General features: G+C 38.2%; 22 protein-coding genes. 14 read left to right on the forward strand and 8 right to left on the reverse strand.

Annotation, left to right across the window (positions count from 1 at the left end; genetic code table 11):
• Positions 1 to 24 precede the first annotated feature (24 nt).
• The 3 genes from L0668_RS02570 (at position 25) to L0668_RS02580 (ending at position 4,092) form a co-directional block, all read left to right on the forward strand.
• Positions 25 to 1,713 carry an RluA family pseudouridine synthase gene (locus L0668_RS02570; RefSeq protein WP_235310491.1) on the forward strand — a complete coding sequence of 563 codons (1,689 nt, stop codon included), beginning with the start codon at positions 25 to 27 and terminating at the stop codon, positions 1,711 to 1,713.
• A gap of 94 nt (positions 1,714 to 1,807) precedes the next feature.
• A complete protein-coding gene (locus tag L0668_RS02575) occupies positions 1,808 to 3,400 on the forward strand; it encodes a phage tail sheath family protein (RefSeq protein ID WP_235310492.1) in 1,593 nt (530 codons plus the stop codon).
• Positions 3,401 to 3,465: 65 nt separating this feature from the next.
• Positions 3,466 to 4,092 (forward strand): 3'-5' exonuclease, encoded by a 627-nt coding sequence (locus L0668_RS02580; protein WP_235310686.1) that lies wholly within the window; start codon positions 3,466 to 3,468, stop codon positions 4,090 to 4,092.
• 1 nt (position 4,093) lies between these two features.
• On the opposite strand, the gene L0668_RS02585 is transcribed toward L0668_RS02580, so the two are convergent.
• The 5 genes from L0668_RS02585 to L0668_RS02605 form a co-directional block, all read right to left on the reverse strand.
• Positions 4,094 to 4,948, reverse strand: a complete 855-nt coding sequence (locus L0668_RS02585; protein ID WP_235310493.1) for a transporter substrate-binding domain-containing protein — start codon at positions 4,946 to 4,948, stop codon at positions 4,094 to 4,096.
• 278 nt (positions 4,949 to 5,226) lie between these two features.
• On the reverse strand, positions 5,227 to 6,228 hold the full coding sequence (locus tag L0668_RS02590) for an isopenicillin N synthase family dioxygenase (RefSeq protein ID WP_235310494.1): 1,002 nt from the start codon (positions 6,226 to 6,228) through the stop codon (positions 5,227 to 5,229).
• Positions 6,229 to 6,344: 116 nt separating this feature from the next.
• The gene (locus L0668_RS02595) at positions 6,345 to 7,109 is read right to left on the reverse strand and encodes an ABC transporter permease (RefSeq protein ID WP_235310495.1); all 765 of its coding nucleotides are present in this window, start codon (positions 7,107 to 7,109) and stop codon (positions 6,345 to 6,347) included.
• A complete protein-coding gene (locus tag L0668_RS02600; protein WP_235310496.1) occupies positions 7,102 to 7,941 on the reverse strand; it encodes an ABC transporter ATP-binding protein in 840 nt (279 codons plus the stop codon). The genes L0668_RS02595 and L0668_RS02600 overlap by 8 nt, the downstream gene beginning before the upstream one ends.
• Positions 7,938 to 8,972 (reverse strand): ABC transporter substrate-binding protein, encoded by a 1,035-nt coding sequence (locus L0668_RS02605; RefSeq protein ID WP_235310497.1) that lies wholly within the window; start codon positions 8,970 to 8,972, stop codon positions 7,938 to 7,940. The genes L0668_RS02600 and L0668_RS02605 overlap by 4 nt, the downstream gene beginning before the upstream one ends.
• 502 nt (positions 8,973 to 9,474) lie before the next feature.
• Between L0668_RS02605 and L0668_RS02610 the strand changes: the two genes are divergently transcribed.
• On the forward strand, positions 9,475 to 10,848 hold the full coding sequence (locus L0668_RS02610) for an amidohydrolase family protein (protein ID WP_235310498.1): 1,374 nt from the start codon (positions 9,475 to 9,477) through the stop codon (positions 10,846 to 10,848).
• Positions 10,849 to 10,927: 79 nt separating this feature from the next.
• Here L0668_RS02610 and L0668_RS02615 read toward each other — a convergent pair whose 3' ends face one another.
• The gene (locus L0668_RS02615; protein ID WP_235310499.1) at positions 10,928 to 12,061 is read right to left on the reverse strand and encodes an aldose epimerase family protein; all 1,134 of its coding nucleotides are present in this window, start codon (positions 12,059 to 12,061) and stop codon (positions 10,928 to 10,930) included.
• Positions 12,062 to 12,321: 260 nt separating this feature from the next.
• On the opposite strand from L0668_RS02615, the gene L0668_RS02620 reads away from it, so the two are divergent.
• The 3 genes from L0668_RS02620 (at position 12,322) to L0668_RS02630 (ending at position 17,546) form a co-directional block, all read left to right on the forward strand.
• The gene (locus tag L0668_RS02620; protein WP_235310500.1) at positions 12,322 to 15,075 is read left to right on the forward strand and encodes a TonB-dependent receptor; all 2,754 of its coding nucleotides are present in this window, start codon (positions 12,322 to 12,324) and stop codon (positions 15,073 to 15,075) included.
• Positions 15,076 to 15,257: 182 nt separating this feature from the next.
• On the forward strand, positions 15,258 to 16,811 hold the full coding sequence (locus L0668_RS02625; protein ID WP_235310501.1) for a tryptophan halogenase family protein: 1,554 nt from the start codon (positions 15,258 to 15,260) through the stop codon (positions 16,809 to 16,811).
• Positions 16,812 to 16,826: 15 nt separating this feature from the next.
• On the forward strand, positions 16,827 to 17,546 hold the full coding sequence (locus L0668_RS02630; RefSeq protein WP_235310502.1) for a SapC family protein: 720 nt from the start codon (positions 16,827 to 16,829) through the stop codon (positions 17,544 to 17,546).
• Between the two features lie 68 nt (positions 17,547 to 17,614).
• Here the strand turns inward: L0668_RS02630 and L0668_RS02635 are convergent, their stop codons facing one another.
• Entirely contained in the window at positions 17,615 to 18,151 is a 537-nt protein-coding gene (locus L0668_RS02635) for a DUF2062 domain-containing protein (protein WP_235310687.1), read from the reverse strand.
• Positions 18,152 to 18,205: 54 nt separating this feature from the next.
• On the opposite strand from L0668_RS02635, the gene L0668_RS02640 reads away from it, so the two are divergent.
• The 7 genes from L0668_RS02640 to L0668_RS02670 all read left to right on the forward strand — a co-directional run bounded on the left by L0668_RS02640 (position 18,206) and on the right by L0668_RS02670 (position 26,026).
• Positions 18,206 to 20,491 carry a DNA internalization-related competence protein ComEC/Rec2 gene (locus L0668_RS02640; RefSeq protein WP_268820146.1) on the forward strand — a complete coding sequence of 762 codons (2,286 nt, stop codon included), beginning with the start codon at positions 18,206 to 18,208 and terminating at the stop codon, positions 20,489 to 20,491.
• A 101-nt stretch (positions 20,492 to 20,592) separates the two neighbouring features.
• Positions 20,593 to 22,365 (forward strand): lipid A export permease/ATP-binding protein MsbA, encoded by a 1,773-nt coding sequence (msbA, locus tag L0668_RS02645; RefSeq protein WP_235310504.1) that lies wholly within the window; start codon positions 20,593 to 20,595, stop codon positions 22,363 to 22,365.
• Positions 22,362 to 23,387, forward strand: a complete 1,026-nt coding sequence (lpxK, locus tag L0668_RS02650) for a tetraacyldisaccharide 4'-kinase (protein ID WP_235310505.1) — start codon at positions 22,362 to 22,364, stop codon at positions 23,385 to 23,387. The genes msbA and lpxK overlap by 4 nt, the downstream gene beginning before the upstream one ends.
• On the forward strand, positions 23,374 to 23,577 hold the full coding sequence (locus L0668_RS02655) for a Trm112 family protein (RefSeq protein WP_235310506.1): 204 nt from the start codon (positions 23,374 to 23,376) through the stop codon (positions 23,575 to 23,577). The genes lpxK and L0668_RS02655 overlap by 14 nt, the downstream gene beginning before the upstream one ends.
• Before the next feature lie 3 nt (positions 23,578 to 23,580).
• A complete protein-coding gene (gene kdsB / locus L0668_RS02660; protein ID WP_235310507.1) occupies positions 23,581 to 24,345 on the forward strand; it encodes a 3-deoxy-manno-octulosonate cytidylyltransferase in 765 nt (254 codons plus the stop codon).
• 12 nt (positions 24,346 to 24,357) lie between these two features.
• Complete coding sequence (locus L0668_RS02665; RefSeq protein ID WP_235310508.1) at positions 24,358 to 25,020, forward strand: SDR family oxidoreductase; 663 nt, start codon at positions 24,358 to 24,360, stop codon at positions 25,018 to 25,020.
• Between the two features lie 25 nt (positions 25,021 to 25,045).
• Positions 25,046 to 26,026 (forward strand): Kelch repeat-containing protein, encoded by a 981-nt coding sequence (locus L0668_RS02670; RefSeq protein WP_235310509.1) that lies wholly within the window; start codon positions 25,046 to 25,048, stop codon positions 26,024 to 26,026.
• A gap of 87 nt (positions 26,027 to 26,113) precedes the next feature.
• Here L0668_RS02670 and L0668_RS02675 read toward each other — a convergent pair whose 3' ends face one another.
• Positions 26,114 to 26,485, reverse strand: a complete 372-nt coding sequence (locus L0668_RS02675) for a glutathione S-transferase N-terminal domain-containing protein (RefSeq protein ID WP_235310510.1) — start codon at positions 26,483 to 26,485, stop codon at positions 26,114 to 26,116.
• Positions 26,486 to 26,597 lie beyond the last annotated feature (112 nt).

Raw genomic sequence — 26,597 nt, forward strand, 5'->3', positions numbered from 1 at the left:
ATGCTGGATCACCAAGAGTAAAGTATGCCCGTGGACACAAGTTGTTTTACCCGATTTATCAATCTACCCAAAAATTATTCTTTACCGGAACGATTTACCTTTCCATTTTATTACCAACCCCATGCTTTATGTGTATTGGCAGCAGAGCAACTACAGCAGGTATTGGAAGAGCAGAAAGACTGGCAGCATAATTTTGGTCTAGGTGATGATCCTAATAATATAATTGGTAAGATGTTCGGCGTATTGTTAGTAAAGAATGAACAACAAGAAATAGGCTTTATATCGGCTTTTTCTGGCAAACTTGCAGAGCAAAATCATCTTCAAGGCTTTGTTCCTCCGGTTTTTGATTTGTTGAGCGAAGACAGTTTCTTTTTAACTGAGCAAGTCTCAATCAATCAGTTAAATAGCCAGATCAAAAAATTAGAATCTACTGCTCAACGCCAGTCTTTAATTCATCAATTAGCACAGATAAAAGAGCAGGGGGGTAAGAAAGAATCAAATTTGCGGGCCGAATTAATTGAAAATCGTAAATTACGTAAACAAAAACGAAAAGCCTCACAAGCTGAATTAACTGCGGATCAGTACCAAGTTTTACTAAACACACTTGCTGAACAAAGTGTTTATGATAAATGGAGATTAAACCAGTTAATTGAAAACTGGCAAAGTAAGGCAACTAAGTTACAAGCAGAGTTGGATGTGCTTGAGCACGAACTAAAAGAGATTAAACAAACACGTAAAAATGCTTCATCACAACTTCAAGAATCCATATTTAAACAATATGTTTTTTTAAACAGAGCCTTAGAGCCAAAAAGCCTACTTGATATATTCGCCGAAACGTCAGTAAAAACGCCTCCTGCTGGGGCAGGGGAATGCGCCGCCCCTAAACTTTTGCAATATGCTTTTGTTAACCAATTAACACCTTTAGCCATTGCTGAATTTTGGTGGGGAGCGTCACCTAAGTCAGAAGTGAAAAAGCATAAACAGTTCTACCCAGCCTGTATTGGTAAATGCCAGCCAATATTGCAGCATATGCTGCAGGGCATGAAAATAGAGCCCAATCCATTTTTGCAAAATAAAGGTGCCAAACTAGCGATAGAAATTGTTTATGAAGATGAAGACATTTTGGTCATCAATAAACCCAGTGGTTTATTATCTGTGCCGGGTAAACACGTTTCTGACTCAGTATTACAGCGCATTAAGTTACTCTACCCCAAAGCTAGTGGGCCGCTTATTGTACATAGATTAGATATGGCTACCTCAGGATTAATGGTACTGGGGCTGACGGCACAGGCTAATAAAATCCTACAGAAACAATTTATTAATCGTGAAGTTGAAAAGCAGTATGTGGCTATGCTCGATGGAGTACTAGAACAAGAGCAAGGCGTGATAGAGTTACCTCTTACCGGTGATTTTTATGATAGACCAAAACAATTGGTTTGTTTTAATGAAGGAAAGCCAGCAAAAACCATTTGGCAAGTGATTGATAGAGATCTCACTAATCAACAAACCAAGATCCTGTTAACGCCTCATACTGGTAGAACTCACCAATTAAGAGTGCACTGCGCCCATGCTCAAGGTTTAAATATGCCGATTGTGGGAGATGATTTGTACGGAAAAGTGTCGAGCCGATTATTACTACATGCACAATATCTGAAGATTTGTCATCCAGTTTCTAAGCAATTTATGGCATTTAATGCGGACGCCAGTTTTTAATTGACTACTATTAAAGTTTCTTAAGCTACTATTTAATTAAGTTAAGATCATTTAGAAAATTAATCTCCATTTACGTCTATCAAAAGGAAATAGTATGCGTGATATGAAAACCCCAAGCGTGTATATAACTGAAGTTGCGACTTTAAATGATTTTGTGGTAGAAGTCGCCAGTGACATACCAGCTTTTATTGGATTCACCGAAAAAGCCACTCATATCGATGGAACAAGCCTTACGAATATAGCCATTAAGATTAAGTCTTGGGCTCAATATTATTTATTTTTTGGTGGCCAAGCCATTACTAAATTTACATTTGAAGAACAAAGTACGTCGTCCCTTGGTTTATCATTTATCACATCATCTGTCACGCTAGGCAGCGAAGATTATAAAATTTCACCTTATGCAAAAAATTACATTTTGTACCACGCAATACGTTTATTTTTTGATAATGGTGGTAGTGAATGTTTTCTAATTTCAGTTGGAAGTTACGATGATGAGATCACTCTTAAAGCAATGCAGACTGGGTTAGATGTTTTAACTAAAGAGCAAGAGCCTACAATTCTAGTTGCTCCAGAAGCGGTTAAACTAGCTGCTAGTGAGTGTTACCAACTACAGCAGGCTATGTTAAAGCATTGTGGGCGCACTATGAAAAATAGGGTGGCAATATTAGATGTTTATGATGGCCATTTACCCAAAACAGTTAGTCGAGATCCGATTGCAGAATTTCGTCAGGGTATCGGTGAGGATTGTTTAGATTATGCTGCTGCTTATTATCCATGGTTGAACACCACAGTTGTGCCTAAAGAGAGCATTAGTTATAAGAATCTTGAAGTCACTTGTATAGCCAAATTAATTGAACTACTCAAGACAGAGTTAGTTAGCCCGTTAGACCTACAATTAACCAGATTAAAAAGAAAAGATGATCAAAGAATCATCGACAAAATTAAACACCAAAAAGACCAGTATGAAGCTCTTCTAGAAGAATTAAAAACTTCAAAAAATAAACAAGGACAGCCTTTAAGTTCAGAAGAACAAGATCATTTGAATAAGGTGTTGTTTAACGTAAGTAAAATTTTTGCGCAATTGATAAATGAAATTTATGCCCAAATAAATCTATTGCCACCCTCAGCAATAATGGCAGGTGTTTTATGCCAGGTTGATAACAATGAGGGTGTTTGGAAAGCACCTGCTAATGTAGCATTATATTCTGCTATCGACTTACCCGTTGCCATAAGTGATGCAGAGCAAGAGAACCTAAATTCTGCCGTTAGTGGTAAGTCTATCAATGCCATTCGGAATTTCAGTGGTCAAGGCATTTTGGTGTGGGGGGCGAGAACCTTAGACGCCAACTCAGCAGATTGGCGGTACTTACCAGTTAAGCGCACGGCCATAATGATAGAGCAGTCGATAATAATGGCTTGTAAACCTTTTGTGTTTCAAAGTAACGATGCCAATACTTGGACGAGTTTACGCAACAATATAAAATATTTTTTGACGGAGATATGGAAAAAAGGGGCTTTGTGTGGAGCAAGCCCTAGCGATGCATTTCGAGTTGAAGTGGGGTTAGGTTCAACTATGACCGCTAACGATATCTTAGAAGGTTTATTAAATGTTCGTGTTTGTGTAGCGCTAACCCAACCTGCAGAATTTATCGTGATTAACATTCAACAACAAATGCAAAAGTCTTAAATTACATAACCTGCTATCGAGATTATTTTTGCATCAACTAGAGGAACGATTTATTAGTGAGTACCGTGAGTAACGCAGATACAGTCATAGTTTTAGATTTTGAAACAACGGGGTTGTCACCTGATCATGGAGATAGGGCAATTGAGATAGGGGCTGTGAAAATTGAAGCTGGTGTGGTTACAGATCGGTTTCAAGCATTAATGAACCCAGGTCGAAGAATAAACAGTTTTATTGAAAACTATACTGGGATCACCAACTACATGCTTCAAGGCCAGCCAAGTTGCGAAGAGGTAATGCAGCAATTTGCTGATTTTATTCAAGGTTTCAATCTAGTGGCTCATAATTCCTCATTTGATAAACGATTTTTAGACGCTGAATTAACTCGGATTTCTCGATATTACCAAGGGGATTTTGCTTGTTCGATGTTAATTGCCCGCAGAATTTATCAAAACGCTACTAATCATAAATTATCAACCTTGATCGACTATACAAATATTCATGCAGAAGGAGAGTTTCACCGAGCGTTATTCGACGCAGAAATGACCGCAAAACTTTGGTTAGTCATGTTAGAACAAGTACGTAAAGAATATACTTTAGATGACATTCCTTTTTCATTGGCTCAAAAAATAGCTAAAACCCCAAAAAATAAACTTAACCAATTGTTAGCTAATAGGGTAATTAATGCTGGTTAACTTACTTATTAAATTGAAACCAAAGACTTTTATTATTTAAAGGTGCAGAACTGGGTAAAAGAGAGTTTTTTAGTCTAATCACCTTTCGCTCGTTTAATGCAGCCTTTTCTAAAGCTGTTTTATGAGCTGGATATTGGTATAACAATTTATCAAAGTCTCCACTCGAGATCATTGCTAACAGGGCTGTATAAACTTTTGCTGCTAAGTTTTGATTATCGCGTTTAACAAAAAAATATATTGCAGACGGATAATAAAATAAATAGGAATTGTCAATAGTGAGATTGTCTTGCTTAAAGTGTGAATACTCTGAGTATATTTCGAAGACACCTCTTAACGAATAATCATAAAGATTTTTAGCAATATCTCGATACATTAACTTATACCAACTTGTTTCCACAACATGGTAGCCGTTTTCACGCAGTATACTCACATCTGGCCAATCGTGACCTTGAGCTAGTCTAAGTTGTTTAATTTTGGGGAACATATTGGGGTTGTTAAATAGGTTTTGATGTTGGTTGTTTAAAACCGCTATTCTTGCACCTATTAAGCCTTTCATTAAGGGGATTTTAACCGCTAGATATTCCTTCTCACGCTCTTTAGTTGTCACTGTCCATACAATATCTAGTAGCCCTTTATTTAAACTAGTTAATTGTCTTTGCTGCAGCATGGGTAAAGAAACTGGTTCTAATTCACAAGGACTTCCATGTTGTTTTATTTGTTCACAGACCTTTTTAAGCAGTAATATAAAGTAATCTTTTTGAACGTCATTGGCTTGTAACGGAGCTGTGTGTTTTATTGATGTGGCATAAGCAATGTTTGTGCAAAATGTGACAACTAGGATTAACAGATACCGCAAATTAACTTACCTCACTGTATAAACTCAGCAAAACAACTTGCATGGATATAACTCAAAGATTAATAGCTGCTATGTTACGTAAAAATAATTAGAAACTAAATAGTAAATTAGTTGTATTTTTAAGTAAGGCTTTGAGTTTTATCATTAGTTTAAATATAGCCCAGAAGCTGTAAATTTAGACTGGGATTAGGTGCAACAAAAGTATTTGTAGTAGGTGAGTGTCAGTTTTTTAAAAAACAAATAACACTCACCTAAGTTAAGGCGATTGTTATAGGCAATTAAGCAAAATTAGCTGCTATTCGCATGTTTAAATAATCTTCGGCACTAATTGGCTTATAAGATTTTTCTGAACCTTGAATGATCACATTTTTATTGGCCTGGCAGAAAAAAGCCATACTGTAACGAGCTTGAGTGATTTCTTCTGGTTTAGGCATTCTTACTCTGTGAAAAGTCGATTTTAGCTTATCGTCGCTCCAACGCATTAACATATCGCCAATGTTGCATGTAATCACTCCGTCAATGGCGTCTACTTCGGTCCAAGATTGGTGCTGATCCGCATTTTTACCTGGGCATACCTGTAAGCCACCTTGTCCTTGTTTTTGAAACACCATAGTTAAACAATCAAAATCTGTATGAGCGCCGGCGCGCCATGTATTTTTATCAAATTGAGTGTCTTTGTCTTGAGGTAAATAATGTAATAAGCGTAAAGTGCTCTGATAATCAGCTTTGTCTTTGTTGTGTGCTTGAGTAAAAAAGTCCCGTTGAAAACCTAGTTTGTAAGCAAAACAACTTAATACTTTCATGCCCAATGACCAAGCTTGATGCTCCATAGTTAACACATCTTGTTTAAACTGAGTTAGTTCGGTGTTTGGCCAAAGATCTTGCATATGTGGCAAGGTGATTTGGTAGGACTCTTTTTGGTCTGCACTACCAGTTGAAGGCCTAACTTGCTCCATGTATTCCCAACCTGCATTGAGGCCATTTTTGAGAGGATATTGGCTTTTCTGGGTTTTATTTAATGAAAAGAAAGATTTTGAAGCATCAAAGGCGGTATTAATGGTGTCTAAAGCAATACCGTGACGGGTTAATTGAAAAAATCCTACTTGTGTGGCAGCTTGCCAAAGGTCTTCACTAATTTCTTTGAATCGTTGCTCAAAATTATATAGATCAATAATAGGGACCTTTACTTGGCCAACATCTTCTTTGACGTTTTTTAGGTTTGACTCAAAGTTTAATTCTTGTAAATCATAACTTTGGTTTTGACTGTGTTTAGTTTTCATAATTGCTCGCTTATTTAAAAAGGTTGTCTTCTTAATGAGTGGAGCAATGCTGGAATAGTCCAGCCGCTTATACTCCGGTAAAATATTTTTTGTTAATTTAGAGGTTATCTAGGAAATTACTTTTGTAAACTCCATCTGAAAAACAGGTACTGCACCAGTTGCACAGCTTTAAATAACAACAAACTTAGCACTGATAAAAACAATAAGGCTGCAAACGCTTGGGGTATTTTGAAATAAGAGGTTGAAAATTGGACAAAATATCCTAGGCCTTGCTCTGCCGCTACAAATTCGGCTACCACAGCGCCAATAATGGATAAGGTGATAGCCACTTTCATACCACTAAATATATGAGGTACGGCATAAGGTAGGCGAATATGCCAAATTTCTTTGGCTGGTGATGCACCTAAAGACTTAGACAATTCAATCAATTCTTCAGGCGTTGACATCATGCCTGTGGTAGCTGACACCACCAAAGGGAAAAACGTAATTAAACAGGTAATGGCTAATCTAGGTGACTCGCCAGCACCAAACATCACTATCAATAATGGTGCAATGGCGACCACTGGAGTGGATTGAATAATCACTAAAAGTGGGTATATGGTTTTAGCTAAAAATTTAGATCTCACCATTATCACAGCTAATGGAATACTAATGCACAAGGACATTAAAAAGCCTAATATTGCTACTCTTAATGTTGCCCACAAGTGTGTGGACCAGCGGCTCCATTCTACGTTTAGAAAAGCCTGCATAATTTCACTTGGGGCGGGTAATAAAAAGTTAGGAATTTCAAAAATATACACAGCAGTTTCCCAAATTGGCAATAAAGCTAAAAGGGTTAAACTTGGTAATAGCTGGCTAAAAGATAAATTAAATTTATGCATTAGTGCTTCCCTCTGATTGCTCAGCCAGTGTTGGTGTTAGATCACTCTCTTGGTTCTCAGTTTGGGTTTCTGGACGATAAATCAACTGCCTAATTTGATCTGTGTATTCAGAAAATTCTGACGTTTTTATGCTGTCTATATTCCGTGGTCTAGGCAGATCAATTTTAATTTCACCAATCACACTAGCGGGTCTAGGGCTGAGCACTAAAACTCGGTCGGCTAATAACACGGCTTCTGAAATAGAGTGAGTGATAAACAACACAGTTTTGGGTTTTTGACGCCAAATGTTAAGCAACTCAAAGCCCATTTCTTCGCGAGTAAGGGCATCTAGTGCTGAAAAGGGTTCGTCCATAATTAATATTTCTGGATCCATTAATAATGCTCGCGCTATACCCACTCTTTGTTGCATACCACCAGATAACTGATTAGGCATGTGCTGGGCAAATTCCTCTAAGCCAACAAGTTTAAGCATAGCTTTGGCAGACTCTATGTCTTTAGAAGACACCCGGCCTTGTTTATGTTGAATAGGAAATACCACGTTTTGTAGGATGTTTTTCCAAGGTAACAAGGTTGGCTTTTGAAAAACAATGCCCGTATTAGATTGTGGCTCTGTCACTTTTGTACCAAAAATGGACACTTCACCCATTGTGGCTTCATAAAGGCCTGACAACAAACGTAGTAAGGTGGATTTACCACAGCCGGATGGTCCTAAAACCGCGATAAATTCATTTTTATAAATATTAAAATTAATGCCTTTTAAAGCACATACTGCTTGACCATTTTCAGAAGTGTAAGTGTGGCCAACTTGACTAAATTTCACATGAGGATTCATAAAGCAGCCTCAGCATTAACTAAAGAGCTAGTTGTATTTACTGGTGGTAATAAACTTCGGTTGATAGCGGTTTCTGGGTCCAGTTTTGAATGTTCAAACCCCTGTGATTTAGCTACCCAAGACCAAGATGTAGCTAGCCTTTCTTTATTAATTGCCCCTAATCCATGAGCTTTTGTAACTTCATTAAATACTAGCCCTTTGATTGAGGTTATCGTTTCTAAAGCCACTTTTTTGTCTACTTCAGGCACTATTTTGTTGACTATTTCTGCAGCTTGTTGAGGATGTTGCCAGGTGAATTCTATGGCTTTTTTGTAGGCGATTAAAAATCGCTTGGCTATATCTGGTTTGTTATTTAAAAACTTGTCATTGCCAATTAACACAGTGGCGTAAAACTCTAAACCTGCATCGTACCAAGGTAAAACAGTTAACTTCTTGCCAATATTGTTTGCTTGAGATTGATACTTTACTGAGTCGGTTAACCAAGAAATCACAACATCAGTATTACCGGTCACTAACATGGGGCCAAGTGCGCCAGGATCAGCTTTTATAAAACGGATACTATTTTTAGGAACTTGGTTTAATTCCATCAATAAGGGCAAAAACACATTAGAAGAGGTAAATGCAGAGGTGGCAATACGTTTACCTTTAATATCAGACGCTTTAGTTACACCAGAGTCTTCTAAGGTGAAAAATGCGTGAGGGGCCTTATTAAATACGCTCATCACCGCTGATACTTGAATGTTACTTTGGGCTTTTGCTGTTAATAATGATGATAGGTCGGCATAACCAATATCCGACATACCCATGGCTAATTTAGTTAAGGAGTCGGTTGATCCTCGACCGTGAGAAATCTTAACCTCTAAGTTTTGCTTGGCAAAAAAACCTTTATCTATGGCTACATAAACAGGGGCTTTATCTCCACCCGGTAGCCAATCTAATTGAAATGTGACCTTGTCTTGGGCTAATGCTGAGCTCGTCACTAGGCTAATAATTAAGTAGGTACCTAAACGTTTTAATACTGATGTATACATCGCTAACTCCAATGAAAATAAAATGGATTAAACGACTAAGTGGCTTTGAATTAATTGATTGCAAAGTAATGCGGTAAACGTGATGGCATGCATTATCCACGAACAATCTTATAGGCCAAATTCACCACTAGATCGTTGTGAGCAATGCCCGAGCTTTATAGTTAGTAAAACTTGACTGCTTCTACTCATTACAAAAATAAAATTTTATTTATGTGATTTAGTTGTAGCACCAAGTGTGCCATTTTATTTATTTGTATTAAATATCAATCGGTTATGATTTATCTGGGTAAATAACAAAATATAATTGTACTGAGTCAGTGCAGTGAGTATGTTGTTTTGCACCAATTTGGTTTGTAATGTTTTGTCGCGTAAGGAAGATTCCCAAATGGGGCTTTTTGTTGACTTAATATTTAGATATAGTTTTGCCTGAATTCATATTCAGAAGTAGAAGCGGTTAGGGATTATCCCGAGACATTGCTCTGAAGTTTAACGGAGCACTTGTATGTTTTATTTAATTCAAAATGCCCTTGGGGTGTTTTTACCATCTCATTTAACCAGTCAATTAGGCGAAACATGTGATATTCGCATTAGCAATGGTGTGATCACTGAAGTTGGTCATAATTTACTGGCTACTTCAAACGAGCAAGTAATAGATGCCAAAAACTGTGTGGTTTATCCAGGTTTAATCAACACACACCATCATATTGCCCAAACAGTATTAAAAGCGATACCGGAAGGCCTTGATGATAATTTAGGGGAATGGTTAGCAAACGTACCTTATCGATTTTGGCCGCATATAGAGCCTAAATTGATGTATTACGCTGCCGTATTGGGATTTTCTGAGTTATTACGCTCTGGCGCAACCACCTGTTGTGACCATCATTACCTTTACCATGAAAGTGTGACACAAGAATTAGAAGATGTAGTTTGGCAAGCGGCAGAAGATGTAGGGATCCGCTTGGTGCTGTGTAGAGGTGGCGCTACTCATGCAGGCAGCCATAGGGGGTTAAAAGGCTCGAACATAGTGCCCGAAAGTATAGAGCAAATGATTACTCGATTAGAGCATAGCTTTGATAGATACCATCAAGATCAAGTAAACCCTATGCGCAGGCTAGTGGTGGCACCAACTAGTTTAATTCATAGCAGTACGTCTGATGATTTAAAGTTATTGGCTGAATTTGCCAGAAGCCATAAATTAAAAATGCACTCTCATTTATTAGAGGTGGAATTTGATCAAATACAAGCCAAGGATAAATACGGCTTGTCTGCGGTGGAATATGCACAATCTTGCAATTGGTTAGGTGAGGACGTGTGGTTTGCACATTTAGTTAAAGCCAATCAACAAGATATCCAATTACTGGCGGATACTGGTACTTCAATTTCTCACTGTCCGACTTCAAATTGTCGTTTAGGTAGCGGAGTGGCACCAGTAATACCCATGTATTCAGCTGGCATGAATGTCACCTTAGGTGTTGATGGTTCAGCTTCTTCTGAATCTGGATCTATGATCCAAGAGTTGAATCTTACTTGGTTATTGCACAGAAGCTTACATGGCCCCAAAGCCACCCAAGTTGATCAAGTGATTAACTGGGCCAGTAAAAATGGCGCTAATTTATTAGGTTTAGACAATTTGGGAGTGATAGAGATAGGGAAGGCAGCAGACCTAGTTTTATATGATCTAAGTGATTACCGTTATTGGGGTAACCATAGCCCAATCTATGCTCCGGTTATGGCTGGTGAACCTGTTAAGATCAAAGCCTCAATTATTAATGGCAAACAAGTAGTAGATAATGGCCAAATAAACGGGCTCGACCTAGGTGAAATTCGACAAAACTTAAAAGTTGCTATGCAACAACTTTTGACCAAAGCGAGTTAGTTTTTCACTTATTCTATGTTTAGGTTTAAGTTAAGGCACTGTTTTTAAACAGCGCCTTGTGCTTTTACCAACTTAGTTTTTACCAGCTTAGTTTATAAACAGTAGTTTCATCGTAGCTTTGATTTGCTTTAAGTATTGAGCGAGGGGAGGTTGGAATATTCGGGCCATTTTGATATTTAGAGGTTTCTATACAAAAGCCTTTAAACTGTCCGTATTGAGTGCCATCTTCGCGAGCTAAGTTGTCAGATGTATATCGCCCTGTATACAGCAATGTACTGGGTTCAGTTGTGAAAACCTCAAGTGTGCGCCCGCTGGTTGCTTCAGACATAATGACTACTTTTTGCAATTGTTTGTTAGGGTTGTCAAATACATAGAAGTGTTCAAATCCCATAGGTAATTCGCTAAATGCATCGCCAATTCGTTTGTTTTGATTAAAATCATTGACTGTATTTTTTACTGCTACTAACTCGCCATTTGCAATGCCTGAGTCATCAGGTTTTAAAATATGCTCACTGAATAACTGTAATTTATGATCTAATATATCGCTGTTAAAACCATTTAGATTGAAGTAGGTATGATTTGTCAGGGATAATGGCGAGTCTTTATCACTGGTTGCTGTGTAGTGCATTGACAATTCATTTTTGTTATTGAGCTGATATTCAATACTTACTTTTAGATTACCTGGATAACCTTGGTCTCCATCAGGACTGGTTAAACTAAATTTCACTCCCACATATTCTTGATTTTGAATGGTATCAGATTGCCAAACTTGACGGTCAAAGCCTATTGATCCCCCGTGTAAATGGTTATCCCCCATATTTTTATCAAGCTGATAATTAGTGCCATTTAAAGCAAATTCAGCATTTTTAATGACGGAAGCGTAACGACCCACAGTGCCACCAAAGTATGGGGAGTTTTGAATATATTCGTCGCTGAAGTAACTCTCGAACTTATCAAAACCAGTGGTGATTGATCCAAGCTCGCCATTTTTATTAGGCACAATAATATTGGTCACAGTTGCACCGTAATTAGTGATTTTTACTGTCATGTTATTGCTGTTTTTTAGGGTGTATAGATCAACTTGAGCATTGTTATGCTCTCCGAATTGTGTTTTTTCTAAGGATAGTTTATTTGTGGTTTTAGTTGGGCTACAACTTGTAAATCCCCCTAGGCTTAATAGTGCAAATATGGATAGGTTGACAAGGTTTTTCATTATAAATTTCCCATAGGGTTAAGTTTTTATCTGATGTTTAAGTCTATGACTTTAATAAAATGTACAACCGAAGAATCCTTAAAGTTAAAGTGAAATATTTAATTACCTATGTGTAATTAAATTGATTTCATATATCTATATTCAGTATTATTCTATTTAATTGTTAACAATTAACGGTGTTTTGTATATCATCTGTGTAGTTTGTTGCATTAATAAAACAAATTCAATTAAAAAATCACAAACAAGCACTGAGGATATATATGAAAAGTCATAAGTTCACACTCAACTCAATAGCGATGTCAGTACTATTGGCAACTAGCCCTAATTTATTTGCGCAAGAAGCCGGTAGTGACGAAACAGAAATCATAAACGTCACGGGTATTCGCGGTTCACTTGCCAGTTCTGCAAATATTAAACGTTCATCATCTGGGGTGGTTGATGCCATCACGGCTGAAGATATAGGTAAATTCCCTGATACCAACTTGGCAGAATCTTTACAACGTATTACTGGTGTATCGATAGATCGAGCTAATAATGAGGGGAGTCAGGTGACTGTCCGTGGTTTTGGACCAAACTTTAATTTGGTGACTCTTAATGGCCGTCAAATGCCAACATCATCGGTTCAAAACGCAAATCGTAGCTTTAACTTTAGAGAAATTGCGGCTGAGTCGGTCAGAGGTGTTGAAGTTCACAAGACAGGTAAATCAAATATCTCTTCTGGTGGTATTGGTGCAAATATTAATGTGCAGACTGCTAAACCATTTGATTATGGTGAATTCAAAGCATTTGCTAGCGCACAGGGTGTGGTTGATACAAGCGTTGAAAAAGGTAGTAGTGTGACGCCAGAAATCTCTGGTATGGTGAGTAATGTCTTTATGGATGGAAAAGTTGGGGTGTTATTCTCTGCTTCTCATTCTGAACGAGATTCCCATCGCGATCGTATCGGAACAGACGGCTGGGTAAGGAATAGAGGAAACCGCAGTCAAATTGATACTAGTGCCATTGATACTTCTAAAAATCCTGAACAAGCGTTTTGGAACCCGTGGACCGCAGTTGTGGAACATTATGATACGGAACGCGAACGTCAAAATGCGCAGTTAGTATTACAACTAGCACCTACTGATAACATAGTAGCGTCTTTTGATTATACTATGTCCCGTTTTGAAGAAGCCAGTACCACGAATCGTTCTGCTTATTGGTTTGATGACCCGTTTGGTACTGCAGATGCCAACGGTACTGTAATCAACCCTTTTGACCCTGATGACGAATTAAACTTTTGGGCATGGGAATACTATGAAAAGAAAGAAAACGATTCTTTGGGGCTTAATATCGAATGGCAAGCCACTGAAAGTTTAAAGTTTTCTTTAGATGCTCATGATTCTAAATCTCATGCTAATCCAGATGGAATATATGAACGTATCGCGAACCTGAAAAATCCCAAGTTTGATGGCAATGGCGTTGATATAGGCGCTAATTTTAGTGGTGAAATTCCAGCGATTACAGTTGATGACAGTAAAATTCCAGGCTCAGCCTATGATAAAGCTAACTTAGTTTCAGATCTTTACCAAGAACGTGGTTTAGAGATGGAAAACCAAGTGAAACAAATTCATTTAGCGGGTATATGGGAAAACATGGAAGATGGTGCCCTTGCAAATATCCATTTTGGTTTCCAGCAAACAGATTATCAAGTAGATACTTATAGAAGTGGTTCATTTTTCTTCGTGAATGTACCCTTAACTAATCTTGATTTAACCTTCATTCCTTTGGGTGATACGGGGGATCAGTTCTCAGGTGCAGATCAATTGTTTCCGCTAGTTCCACAATATAGTGCCAATCAGTTTATTGATATTGTCAAAGCTGAAGGCCAATTTGGCGCACCAAATATCACTACAAATGGTATTACTGAAAAAACAGATGCTATTTATGTGAAGTTTGATTTCCAAACTGAATTTAATGAAATGCCAGTGGATATGAATGTAGGTGTTCGTTATGAAAAAACGGATGTATCAGCCTATTCAGTACAAGACGGAATCGTGGCGTTAAACTACCGTAATGTTGAAGAGTTGGAGGTGATTGATGACAATATTCAAGCCGCACAAAGCTTAGATGGCGGGTACTCAAGAATATTGCCTAACTTTGATTTATCATTAGAAGCTACAGACGATATTGTTACGCGTTTTTCTTATAGTCGCACTATTGGGCGTCCTGGCATTGGTTCTATGTTCCCTGGCACTAGCTTAAATGCTCCGCGTCCTGAAGGCCCATTTAGAGCCTCACAAGGTAACCCTAGTTTATTACCCCTTACCTCTGATAACTTTGACTTATCAGTTGAATGGTATGGAGAAGACGGCAGCACCGCGTCAATCACTTACTATAAAAAGTTTGTTGAAAACTTTATTGGTACAGGTACAGAAAACCGTGTAATCAATAATGTAAATGGTGAACCGTTAACTGATCCAAGTGTGACTCCGCGTCCAGGCTGCCCTGATTCTGGTCAGAACACAGCATGTTTCAGTCAGGCTAGTGATCCTGTTATTACGTGGGAAGTAACCACGCCACTTAATCTACAAGATCGTAAGATCGATGGTTGGGAATTAAACGCACAATACTTCTTTGGTGAGACTGGCTTTGGTGCAGTAGCAAACTATACCATAGTTAATAGTGACGAAACTTTTGATCTATTTAACTTTAGTCAAAGTGCTGCTCTAACTGGTTTGAGTGACTCTGGTAACTTAGTCGGTTTTTATGAAAATGAGGAGCTACAAGTTCGCCTGGCCTATAACTGGCGTGATGACTTCCTACAAGCCTTAGGTAATGAACCAACATTCGTTGAAGCATATGGTCAGTGGGATTTGAGTGTTAGTTATGACGTAAATGAGACTATGTCGGTATTTATTGATGGTATTAATTTAACCAATGAAACTGTTCGTCGTCATGGTCGTTTTGCTGAACAAGTATTAGATGCAGAACAATATGGCCCGCGCTTTAATATTGGTGTAAGAGCTAAGTTCTAATTGCTCTGAACGTAATATGTGTGTGAAAGTAAAGCCGCCACTTTCGTGGCGGCTTTTTTCATTTTATCGCGTATGACTATTTTCTATGTGTACAATCTGTTTATTGATGGAAATGAATGACCATTTTTATCTATAGAAAATATCCATATTAACCTTGTTAGTTTAGCTTGGAGTATAGAAGTATGACTAACCCCATTAAATCTGTGGTAATAGTTGGCGGTGGCACTGCCGGATGGCTAACTGCTGGTACGTTGGCAGCTAAATTAAAAAAAGAACATCAAGGTGGCTATAGTGTTACTTTGGTTGAATCTCCCGATGTGCCGATTATTGGGGTAGGTGAAGGCACTTGGCCCACAATGCGCAAAACATTAAGGATGATGGGTATTCGCGAAACGGATTTTATCAATCAATGTGATGTGTCATTTAAACAAGGTGCTAAATTTGCTAAGTGGGTAACAGGCAAAGAAGACGATTTTTATTATCATCCATTAGTGCTGCCACAAGACTTCGACAATACTAATTTGGCGCAACATTGGCTGCAATCAGGTGCAAAACGGTCCTTTTCAGATACTGTTTGTTACCAAGATGCTTTGTGTGAACGTGGGTTAGCTCCTAAAACTATTGCCACACCCGAATATGCAGCTGTGGCTAATTATGCTTATCACTTAGATGCTGGCGCGTTTTCCTCGTTTTTACAAAAACACTGTGTGGAAACTTTAGGGGTTAAGCATGTGCTTGATCATGTGACAAGTGTTAATAATTTAATCAATGGCGATATTAAATCACTTAATACAAAGGAAGCTGGTGAGTTGGCTGGCGACCTATTTATAGATTGTACTGGGTTTAAGTCATTGTTATTGGGAAAAAATCAGCAGGTACCTTTTAAACCCTGTGATGATATTTTGTTTGTTGATAAAGCCATTGCCTTGCATGTTCCTTATCAAGACGATGACAGTCCTATTGCCTCTCACACTATTTCAACTGGGCAATTAAATGGTTGGACTTGGGACATTGGGCTACCTACTCGTAAAGGTGTGGGGCATGTATATTCAAGTCACCACACGGATGATGATTCCGCTTATCAAGAATTAATGGAGTATGTGAAGCAAAGTTATAATGCCCCTGAACAACTTTCTGTGCGTGAAATTGATATTAAAGCCGGTCACAGAGAGGTATTTTGGAAGCGTAATTGTGTCGCTATTGGTTTGTCTGCTGGATTTTTAGAGCCCCTAGAAGCCTCGGCCTTATTGCTTGTAGAGATTTCTGCTGAAATGGTTGCAGAGCAATTTCCAGCGAATCGAAAAACAATGGATATTGTATCTAAACGATTTAACGAAACATTTTTATATCGTTGGCAACGTATTATCGATTTTTTAAAATTACACTATATGCTAAATAAGCGTAACGATAGTCAGTTTTGGATAGATCATAGAGATCCCGCTACTATTCCCGAAAGTTTAAAGGATATGTTGGCATTGTGGCAATTTCAAACTCCATGGCACGAAGATTTTACTTATGCCAAAGAGGTATTTCCTGCCGCCAGCTATCAATATGTATTGTATGGCATGGGTTTTGAAACTGCTACAAGCCCATTAGGTATGTCAGACAGTAGCAAACATAATGCAGATATCTTGTTTAATCGCAATATTGCTCAAGCTAACAAACTGGTGTCTAGCCTTCCTAGTAATAGGGAGTTACTTAAAAAAATTCGTCAATATGGCATGCAAACAATTTAATTCCAGGAGTATATCTTGTCTAAATTTACTATCTTAGATCCTAAACAACATAAAGACCTCCAGGTGATCACCGACCGCGATGTAACATATGGTGATAATCATCATTTTGTTCCAGTCTTAGCTGACGAACTAAGGGCTTTAGTGGCAGAGTATCCCGTTTGTTTTTTGAAGGACAACCAAACCGGAAAACTTGGTATAAGTGCTCTAACGGGGTTTGAGCAAGGTGAAAATTTGTATCTACAAGACAAAAACTGGCAGGCTAGGTATATTCCTTTACATGTATACAGACAACCTTTTATGGTTGGTATTCAAGGCAACGATGGAGAACAGGCTACCCAAGACAATACTGTAGTCACGATTGATTTAGCCAGTAGCCGAGTCAATAAGAAAGAAGGGCAGGCCTTATTTGATGATAATGGTAACGCTACTCCTTATTTAGAAAAGATCAGTCAAGCACTGGCTAAGTTGGTGCATGGGAGCCCGAGAACAGAACAGTTTATTCAAGCTTTATTGGATAACGATTTGATCATGCCGATACAACTTGCGTTTCCCTTGAGTAATGGTGAAAAGAAAAGTTTTAACGGCATATATAATATTGATGAAGAAAAACTTGCAAGTTTGTCTGGAGAAGCTTTGCAGAGTTTTCATAAAAAAGGATATTTACAAGCTTGTCATTTGATCCTTGCTTCATTTGGTCAAATTCAAAAACTGATTGATTGGAAAAATAATCAATAATTTAATTTGTAGATAGCTTGTCGACACAATCACAGTTCTAACTATTTATTAGCCGAAGATCGAATTAGTTATTTAACTAACTTATTTTTGGGACAACGTTTTTGTACGCGCTCTTTCCATGCCTTGCTCACCGATAAGCGCCATAGAAAGTTAAGACTAAAGTAACCAATCGCGCTAAATATAATTGAACATATCATACAGCCTAGTAAAAACGCTGGGCCTATGGTTTCCATGCTCTGTACTACCCAATCCCAGGTTAATTCAAACGTAAAGTCTTGAGGAGGTAAGCCCATTACCGAAGCTCCCACTAGATACGCTCCATAAAAAATAGGCGGCATAGTAAATGGGTTGGTTAACCAAACAGTGGCAATGGATAGAGGTAAGTTTACCCTCAATGGAATGGCAAGCGCGGCAGCCAACCACATTTGTAGAGGTATTGGCCAAAACGCAAAAAATAGTCCTAGAGAAAAAGCCCCTGCGGCTGAACGGCGATTTAAGTGCCATAAGTTTGGGTCGTGTAGCAAGGTGCCAAAAATAGAAAGAACTTTTTGTTCTTTTACTTTTTGGTGGCTTGGCAAAAATCGCTTAATGAACTTTTTCAGAATAATTCTCTATACTTAATTTCTGTCAAGAAATGGATTTCAATAAGTGTTACCACTATGACAAGTAAACTTTTCATTTTTATTGCAGGATCGATATCTAGTTTACTCTGGTCGAACTTGCCTTCCATCTATTTTACAGTTTGTATTCTTTTCGTCAGTATTATTTTCGCTAAAAAGTACCCAAGAGTGACTTGTTTTCTCATCGGCATCTGTTGGATGGCGAGTGTAGGGCATTGGCAATGCTCTTTGCAACTCCCTTCAGAGGTATTTTCAAAACCAATTTGGGTTAGCGGTAAAGTTACTAACCTAGTTCACAAGAAAAAAAATGTTAGATTTAATCTAAAGGTTTCGCATATTGGCGGTCATGAACAAGTATTCTCCAGAAAAATACGCTTGAGTTGGCAAGTCCCAGATTGGCAATTAGCCCAAGGGCAAGAAGTCCGTTTATTGGTAAAACTTAAGCCCCCTCACGGCCTAGCTAATGAAGCTGGGTTTAATTATCAGCAGTGGTTGTTTGGTGAAGGGATACAAGCAACTGGCTACGTAAAATCGTCAAACGATCATAGTTTAATCAACGCCAGCCAAAGCCTTAGGCAAAAAGTTTTACAAAGCTTACTAGGCTTGGAGCTAACGCAGCATAAGTGGATCCTAGCCTTAGCTATTGGTTATAGAGGATTGTTACAGCCTGAAGATTGGTTATTAGTGCAACGCACTGGCATTGCTCATTTAATTGCTATATCTGGGTTGCATTTAGCCTTGGTGGCCAGTCTAAGTTATTTGGTTTTTGGCTGGTTGACTAGTTTAATCGTCAGTCGTGTAGATAGATGGCATAAATTTAATGTGCACACACTGACAATAGTCATAACTGTATTTACAACTTGGTTATACTCGGGCTTGGCGGGATTTGGTTTACCCACAATAAGAGCTTGGTTAATGGTTTGTTTGTTAACGGGGCTATTTTTATTTAATAAAAAGTTAGCTCCAATAAAAGTCTTATTGTTGGCTATGAGTGGTTTTGTTGTGTTGTTTCCTCTGAGTATTTTTGGCGCTAGTTTCTGGCTAAGTTTTTCTGCGGTATTTGTTATTTGGTTTGTGTTTTGGCGCTGGCCAGTTAAGAAAGTTGGGTTTTCACTCTCTACTGTGACTTTAACAATGTTACGCATCCAAATGTCGTTAAGTGTGTTGATGCTACCTGTCGTGGCTTGGCAGTTTTCTTATGTATCAGTGATATCGCCATTGGTGAATCTAATCGCAGTGCCTTTGGTCACTTTTATTTTGGTACCTCTATGTTTACTTGGGATCATTTGTTTGCCTTTAAACATTAATTGGGCTGAATGGATATTTAAATTAGTTGAAAACTTGATAGAAGTTGGTTTGCAGTTGTTAACCCATATTAGTCAAAATGATAACAGTTCATTTTCCATAATGGCTTTACCTATTTTGATATGGGCCATTGCATTGATGGCCCTCGTTATTCTATTTTTACCTACTTTTATAATCCACAAAAAATGGTTAGTGATTTTAATGTTTCCCATAATTAGTTATGTCATGCCTGCAAAAAGTAAAACTTGGCAAGTCGATGTTTTGGATGTGGGTCATGGTTTATCTGTATTAATCACTAAAAATCAGCAAGCCATTATTTATGATGTTGGGGCAAGTTATGCGTCTGGCTTTAATATGGCGGATAGTGTGATCTTACCGGTTTTAACTGCTAGAAATATTAAGCAGATTGATACTGTTTTTATAAGCCATAGTGATAACGATCATCAAGGCAGCTTAGCAGTTTTGTCTTCTAAAATTAATATCAAAAATCTAGTAACAAATACGGACCTATGTACAGTAGGATACAAAAAATTATGGCAAGGTTTATCGATTCAAGTTTTATGGCCTGATCACGCCAGTTTGTATACTAGTAACAATAGTTCGTGTGTGCTCAAAATCAGCGATAACAAACATAGTGTATTGTTAACCGGTGATATTGATAAAAGTATCGAGCGGCAACTGGTTTTGAATTATGGCCCATTGCTCAAATCAGATATTTTAATAGCGCCTCACCATGGTAGTAATACCTCTTCTTCAAGCCAATTTATTCATACCGTGCAACCTAAATACGTGGTTTTTAGCCAAGGATTTATGAATCGATGGGGTTTTCCTAAACCAGAAGTGGTTACGCGGTACCTAGCAGGAGGAGAGCCAAAACCAATATTAATCAGTACTTCAGACGCAGGACAAATTTCATTTAAGCTACACCCAAATGACCCAACTTCTATTAGTGTTATTCGTAATCGTCAAAACACTCATCATTTTTGGTATGCAAATATGCCTAAATGTTGCGCAATTTAGGCTTTATTTTAGTAAATATCTTATTGATACGTTGGGGATTTTCTTCACACCAGTTACACTAGAGGCTGTTTATCTTTTGAAATTAAAATAATTAATATTACATGAGTCATTCGAACGATCTGAATAGTGCACAATCAGATAAAATATTTTCTCGGTTTAGTCTTTATCTTAAAGATTTTAAGTTAGCCTTTGTGATCGCCGTTCTTGGTATGATTGGTTATTCATTTATTGATGTTTACGTGATCACCCGACTCCAGCCTGTGATTGACGATAGTTTAGGCAATGGCGATTATTCTTATCTTAGAATGGCTGCTTATTTTATTGTTCCTATCTTTATTTTACGTGGCATTTTCAATTTTATGGGTACCTACACAGTTGCATGGATAGGTAATCATGTCGTAATGAAAATGCGCCAACAACTTTTCCAAAAATATATTCATTTACCAGTAGCATTTCATGATAGTAATGGTACTGGGCAACTCATCTCAAAGGTCACTTACGACACTGAACAAGTCTCTAATGCTGCAGGTAGGGCCTTGTTGATCTTGGTTAGAGATGGGGCTTTTGTTGTCTTTCTACTTGGATCTATGTTTGTTAATTCTTGGCAGTTGTCGTTGATCTTTTTATTAATTGGTCCCTTGGTAGCTGTGATTGTTTCATACGTGAGTAAACGATTTAGAATAGTTAGTAAAACTATCCAAGAAGCTATGGGCGGCTTAACTTCGTCGGTAGAACAAGTGTTAAAAGGCCATAAAGTGGTGTTGATGTTTGGTGGGCAATCTATAGAAGATAAAAGTTTTCAGGCGAAAAATAACCATAATCGTCAGCAAAATATGAAATTAATTGTGGCTAGAATATTAAGTGTTTCGTCAATTCAAGTTATCGCCTCGATTGCTTTAGCTTTTGTGTTACTAGTAGCGAGTTACCCAGGTTTAGTTGAAGGTTTAACGCCAGGTGTTTTGGTTGGTATCTTCGTATCTATGGTGGCTTTGTTAAAACCACTGAAACAGCTAACTACAGTCAATAGTGAGTTTCAAAAAGGCATGGCAGCTTGTGTGAGTATTTTTGAGGTGTTAGATCAACAAATAGAGCTTGATGAAGGTACACAAAGGCTTGAGCGAGCAAGAGGAAAAATTGAGTTTAAGCATGTTGAATTCAGTTATCCCAATACTCAAGAGCCAGCATTGCAGGATATCTCCTTTACGGTGCAACCAGGGCAAACCTTTGCTTTAGTGGGGCGTTCAGGTAGCGGTAAGTCAACTATCTCAAGTTTATTAACGCGCTTTTATAACAATCAAGTAGGTCAAATTTTATTAGATGATGTTTTATTAAAAGATTTGCCATTAAAAGATTTACGCAAACAGTTTGCTTTGGTGTCGCAACATGTGGTGTTGTTTAATGACACTATCGCTAACAATATTGCGTATGGTTCTGAAGGAAAAGTCAGTCGAGAACAAATTTTACAAGCTGCCAAAACAGCCCATGTAATAGAGTTTTTAGAACAATTACCCCAAGGCTTAGATACAATAGTGGGGGAAAATGGCTTTATGTTATCTGGTGGGCAAAGACAAAGATTAGCCATTGCTAGAGCTTTGTTGTTAGACGCGCCTATTTTGATATTAGATGAAGCTACTTCTGCTTTGGATACTGAATCTGAAAAATTGATCCAAGATGCTTTAGACAAATTACAACAAAACCGAACCAGTATTGTGGTGGCTCATAGGTTATCGACTATTGAAAATGCCGACCAAATTTTGGTAATTGATAACGGAAAAATTATTGAACAAGGGGATCACTCCAGTTTGTTAAATAACAAAGGTGCTTATTCGCAGTTATACAATTTGCAATTTGGTGAGGAGACACAAGGTAAGTGAGTTGGGTAGATAAAGTCTGGTATTCACCAGGTTGGTTGCATTGGCTAATCATAATTTTATTATTGCCGTTAACCTTAATATTTTGGGTTTTATCAAGTGTTAGGCGAGTAGCATTTTCGCTTAATCTTAAATCGGCTAGTAAAATACCTGTACCTGTCATAGTGGTGGGTAATATATCGGTTGGTGGTAATGGTAAAACGCCTTTGGTTGTATATTTAGCTAAACGTTTAAAACAAGAGGGGTATCGCCCTGGGGTGCTAAGTCGCGGCTATGGCGGTAAAGATGCGGTTTACCCTATGCAGGTTCACGGCAATAGTTTAGCTGAGGTCGTTGGTGATGAACCTGTATTAATGCGCCAAAATATAAATTGTCCATTAGTGGTTGACCCCAACCGCGTGCGTGGGGCCAAAGCATTGGTTGAATTACACAATTGTAATCTGATTATTTGTGACGATGGTTTACAGCATTATGCCCTACAAAGAGATATTGAAATTGTAGTTGTGGATGGAAAACGGCGTATCGGAACAGGGTTATTGTTACCCGCAGGTCCACTACGTGAAGGTGCTTGGCGTTTAAATACTGCGGACTTTGTGGTGTTAAATGGTGGTTCGGTAACTAACGGCGAACATTTAATGTCTCTGGAGTCGGGTCGTTTGGTAAATGTTAAAAATAGAAATAAAAGCATGTCTATTAGTGATATTAAACAACCTGTTATTGCTGCCGCTGGCATTGGTAATCCCCAACGTTTTTTTGACTTATTGCAAAGCAAACACATTAGACTTAAAAAGTGTTTAAGTTTTGTTGATCATCATCAGTTTAGTGAGAAAGACCTGCCTAAAGAAATGGTACTCATGACCGAAAAAGATGCCGTTAAGTGTGGTGAATTTGCCCATGATGACTGGTGGTACTTGCCCGTAAATGCAAAACTCACTCAACAATTTGATACCCAATTATTACAGCGCTTACAATCAGTAGTAACTAACCTTAAAACTAAAAATAGAGAACAAAATGGCTTTCGATAAAAAATTATTAGACATAGTGGCGTGTCCAGTTTGTAAGGGGAAATTGGTCTATAAAGCTAATCAGGCACAGTTAATTTGTAAATTTGATCGTTTAGTATACCCAATAAGAGGGCATATTCCTGTGCTATTAGAAACAGAAGCGCAACAGCTTGGTACTGAAGAACTTGAAAAATTATTAGACAGCGAATAAACCATGCAATTTAATGTAATCATCCCAGCTAGGTATGCTTCCACCCGATTCCCAGGTAAACCATTAGTGGACATTCAGGGTAAACCTATGGTGCAACACGTTTACGAAAGAGCGCTTGAGTCAGGGGCGAATAAAATTATTGTGGCCACAGACGATGCACGTATTGCCAAAGTTGTACGAGATTTTGGTGGCCAATATTGTATGACTGGGGCTCATCATGAATCAGGTACTGAAAGATTAGCTGAAGTGGTTGATATGGAAGACATGTTAGCCCATGAACTTGTGGTGAATGTGCAAGGGGACGAACCTTTTATTCCAGCCGAAAATATTCGCCAAGTAGCTGAAAATTTGCATACTCATCAAGAAGCTGAAATGTCTACTTTGGCGGTAAAAATCACTGATATTGAAGAAGCATTTAATCCTAATTCGGTTAAAGTGGTCGTAGATAAAATGGGTTATGCTTTGTATTTTTCACGTTCGACCATTCCTTATGATCGCTCTCGCTTTTTAGACGAAGATAGTATTGATGAAATTGGAGATTTTTATTTAAGACATATAGGTATCTACGCCTACCGAGCCGGTTTTATCAATCAATATGTCAATATGTCACCGTCAGGTTTAGAACAAATTGAATCATTAGAACAACTTAGGGTGTTGTGGCATGGTAAAAAGATCCATGTGGAAGTGGCAAAGACAGCGCCACCTCCAGGAATTGACACACCCCAAGACTTAGAACGTTTATTAAAACTAAAGTTTAACGATAAGTAGCAAGGAGTAATAATGGCAACTGTGGTAATTACCGGAGCAAATAGAGGTATAGGTCTAGAGTTTGTGAAACAATATTTAGCAAACGGTCACAAGGTTATTGCATTGTGCCGAAATAGCAGTGATGAGCTAAACCAAACAGGCGCTCAAGTGGTAGATAAAGTGGATGTGAGTAATCCAGAATGTTTAGAAAAATGTTTACCTGCTTTAAGTGATATCAAGATTGACTTATTGATAAATAATGCTGGTGTGTTGGCAGATGAGTCACTAGACGATTTTAATACTGCCACCATAGAATACCAATTTAGAGTCAATGCTTTAGGTCCTATTCATGTCACTCAACTGCTGCGTCATCAGTTAAATGATGGGGCTAAAGTGGCACTGATCACCAGCCGAATGGGTTCGGTTGAAGACAACACTTCTGGTGGGCGTTACGGGTATCGTATGTCAAAAGCTGCATTAAATATTGCAGGTGTGTCTTTGGCTCATGATTTAAAATCACAAGGTGTAGCAGTGGCTTTATTGCATCCTGGTTATGTGCAAACCGAAATGGTGAATTACGGTGGTGATATTTCTGCGACTGAATCAGTGACTAAGTTAATGCAACGTATTGAAGAATTAAATCTGACAAACTCTGGTAGTTTTTGGCATTCAAATGGTCAAATTTTGCCTTGGTAATAGTACAAAAAGGAGCAGTATGAAAATGGCAAAAATATCAAAAACCATTGCTTTATTCGCCCTATGTTGTGTGAGTTTGAATGTGGTAGCCAAATGGCAAACCCTTGATGCTCAAGGGCATTCAACAGCTCGACATGAAAGTGGTTTAGTGGCTCACAAGGATAAAGTGTTTGTTATAGGTGGCCGCGGCGTTAAATCAATAGATGTGTACGACCCAGCTTCTAATGCTTGGCAGAATAAGAGCAAAACACCTTTTGAAATGCATCATATCACGCCAGTTTCCATTGACGGGAAAATTCTAATTGTTACTGGGTTAACTGGACGGTATCCCAAAGAGCAGCCTATCACCCATGTGTGGGAATATGATCCTAAGCAAGATCAATGGCAACAAGGCTTTGAAATTCCTGAAACTCGCCGACGTGGTGGCGCAGGTGTGACAATATATCAAGGAAAAGTCTATATTGTTAATGGCATAAAGTTGGGTCATACCAGTGGTACCACCAATATGTTTGATGTCTACGATCCTAAACTAAAAACCTGGCAGGTGTTAACTGATGCTCCGCATATTAGAGATCACTCCAATGCAGTTGTATTAGACGGAAAGCTCATCGCATTTGGAGGGCGAAATAGCAGTTATCATGAACCCTCTAAGTTCGGTGCATTTTTTACTCAGGTAAATGATAAAGTTGATGTATATGATTTTGCAAAAGACACCTGGCACACACTCAAAGTACGTTTGCCAATAGCGACAGCGGGTGGTGGTGCAGTAGCCTATAACAACAGACTGTATTACACAGGTGGAGAACATGCACCTAAAGCAGCAAACAACCGCACAGTTTCTTTTGATTTTGCTTCCAATACTTGGATTGAAGAAGCCAAGTTAAACCGTGGCAGGCATGGTACCAACGCTGGCTTAATCGGTAATAAAATGTATATTGCTATGGGCAGTGGTAATAAAGGCGGTGGCCCAGAACTCAATTCAATTGAAGTGTTAGTTTTGAAATAATTCAGCCCAATTAATACAGCTTAATCAAGCCCATTTACAAATACGGATAAATATAATTTATCCGTATTTGGTTTGATTTTTTAAACTTTAAGCAAACCGCTGATTTAAATAACTAATTATTTCTGAAGACTCGTATAGCCATTCAACTTTGCCATCTTTTTCAATTCGCAAACAGGGTGTTTGAATTTTTCCCCCTTGCTCCAATAACTCGTTTCGATAAGGCGAACCGCTAGAGGCATTACGCTTAACAATAGGCAAGTTAAGTTTGTATATGGCGCGGCGGGTTTTAATACAAAACGGGCAGGCAAAGAATTGATACAAAGATAATTCTTTAGTTTGTTCTTCTATTTGTTTTTGTGCTTGAGGCGGCCTTTTTAACTTCGTACCACGAGTGACCCAATCTAAGATCACTATGACCCCGCCTAAAAGGTTTCGAATAAGTTTAATTAATAGTTTCATCTAACTGCTCAAATAGTGATATAAAAATATTATATGGTCATCTTCCAACTAACCAAAATTAGGCCGAGCATTGTATAGTTAAAATCAGTTTAATTTAAACTATTTTATCTTC

It is taken from the genome of Paraglaciecola algarum, from assembly GCF_021532655.1.
Lineage (GTDB): Bacteria > Pseudomonadota > Gammaproteobacteria > Enterobacterales > Alteromonadaceae > Paraglaciecola > Paraglaciecola algarum.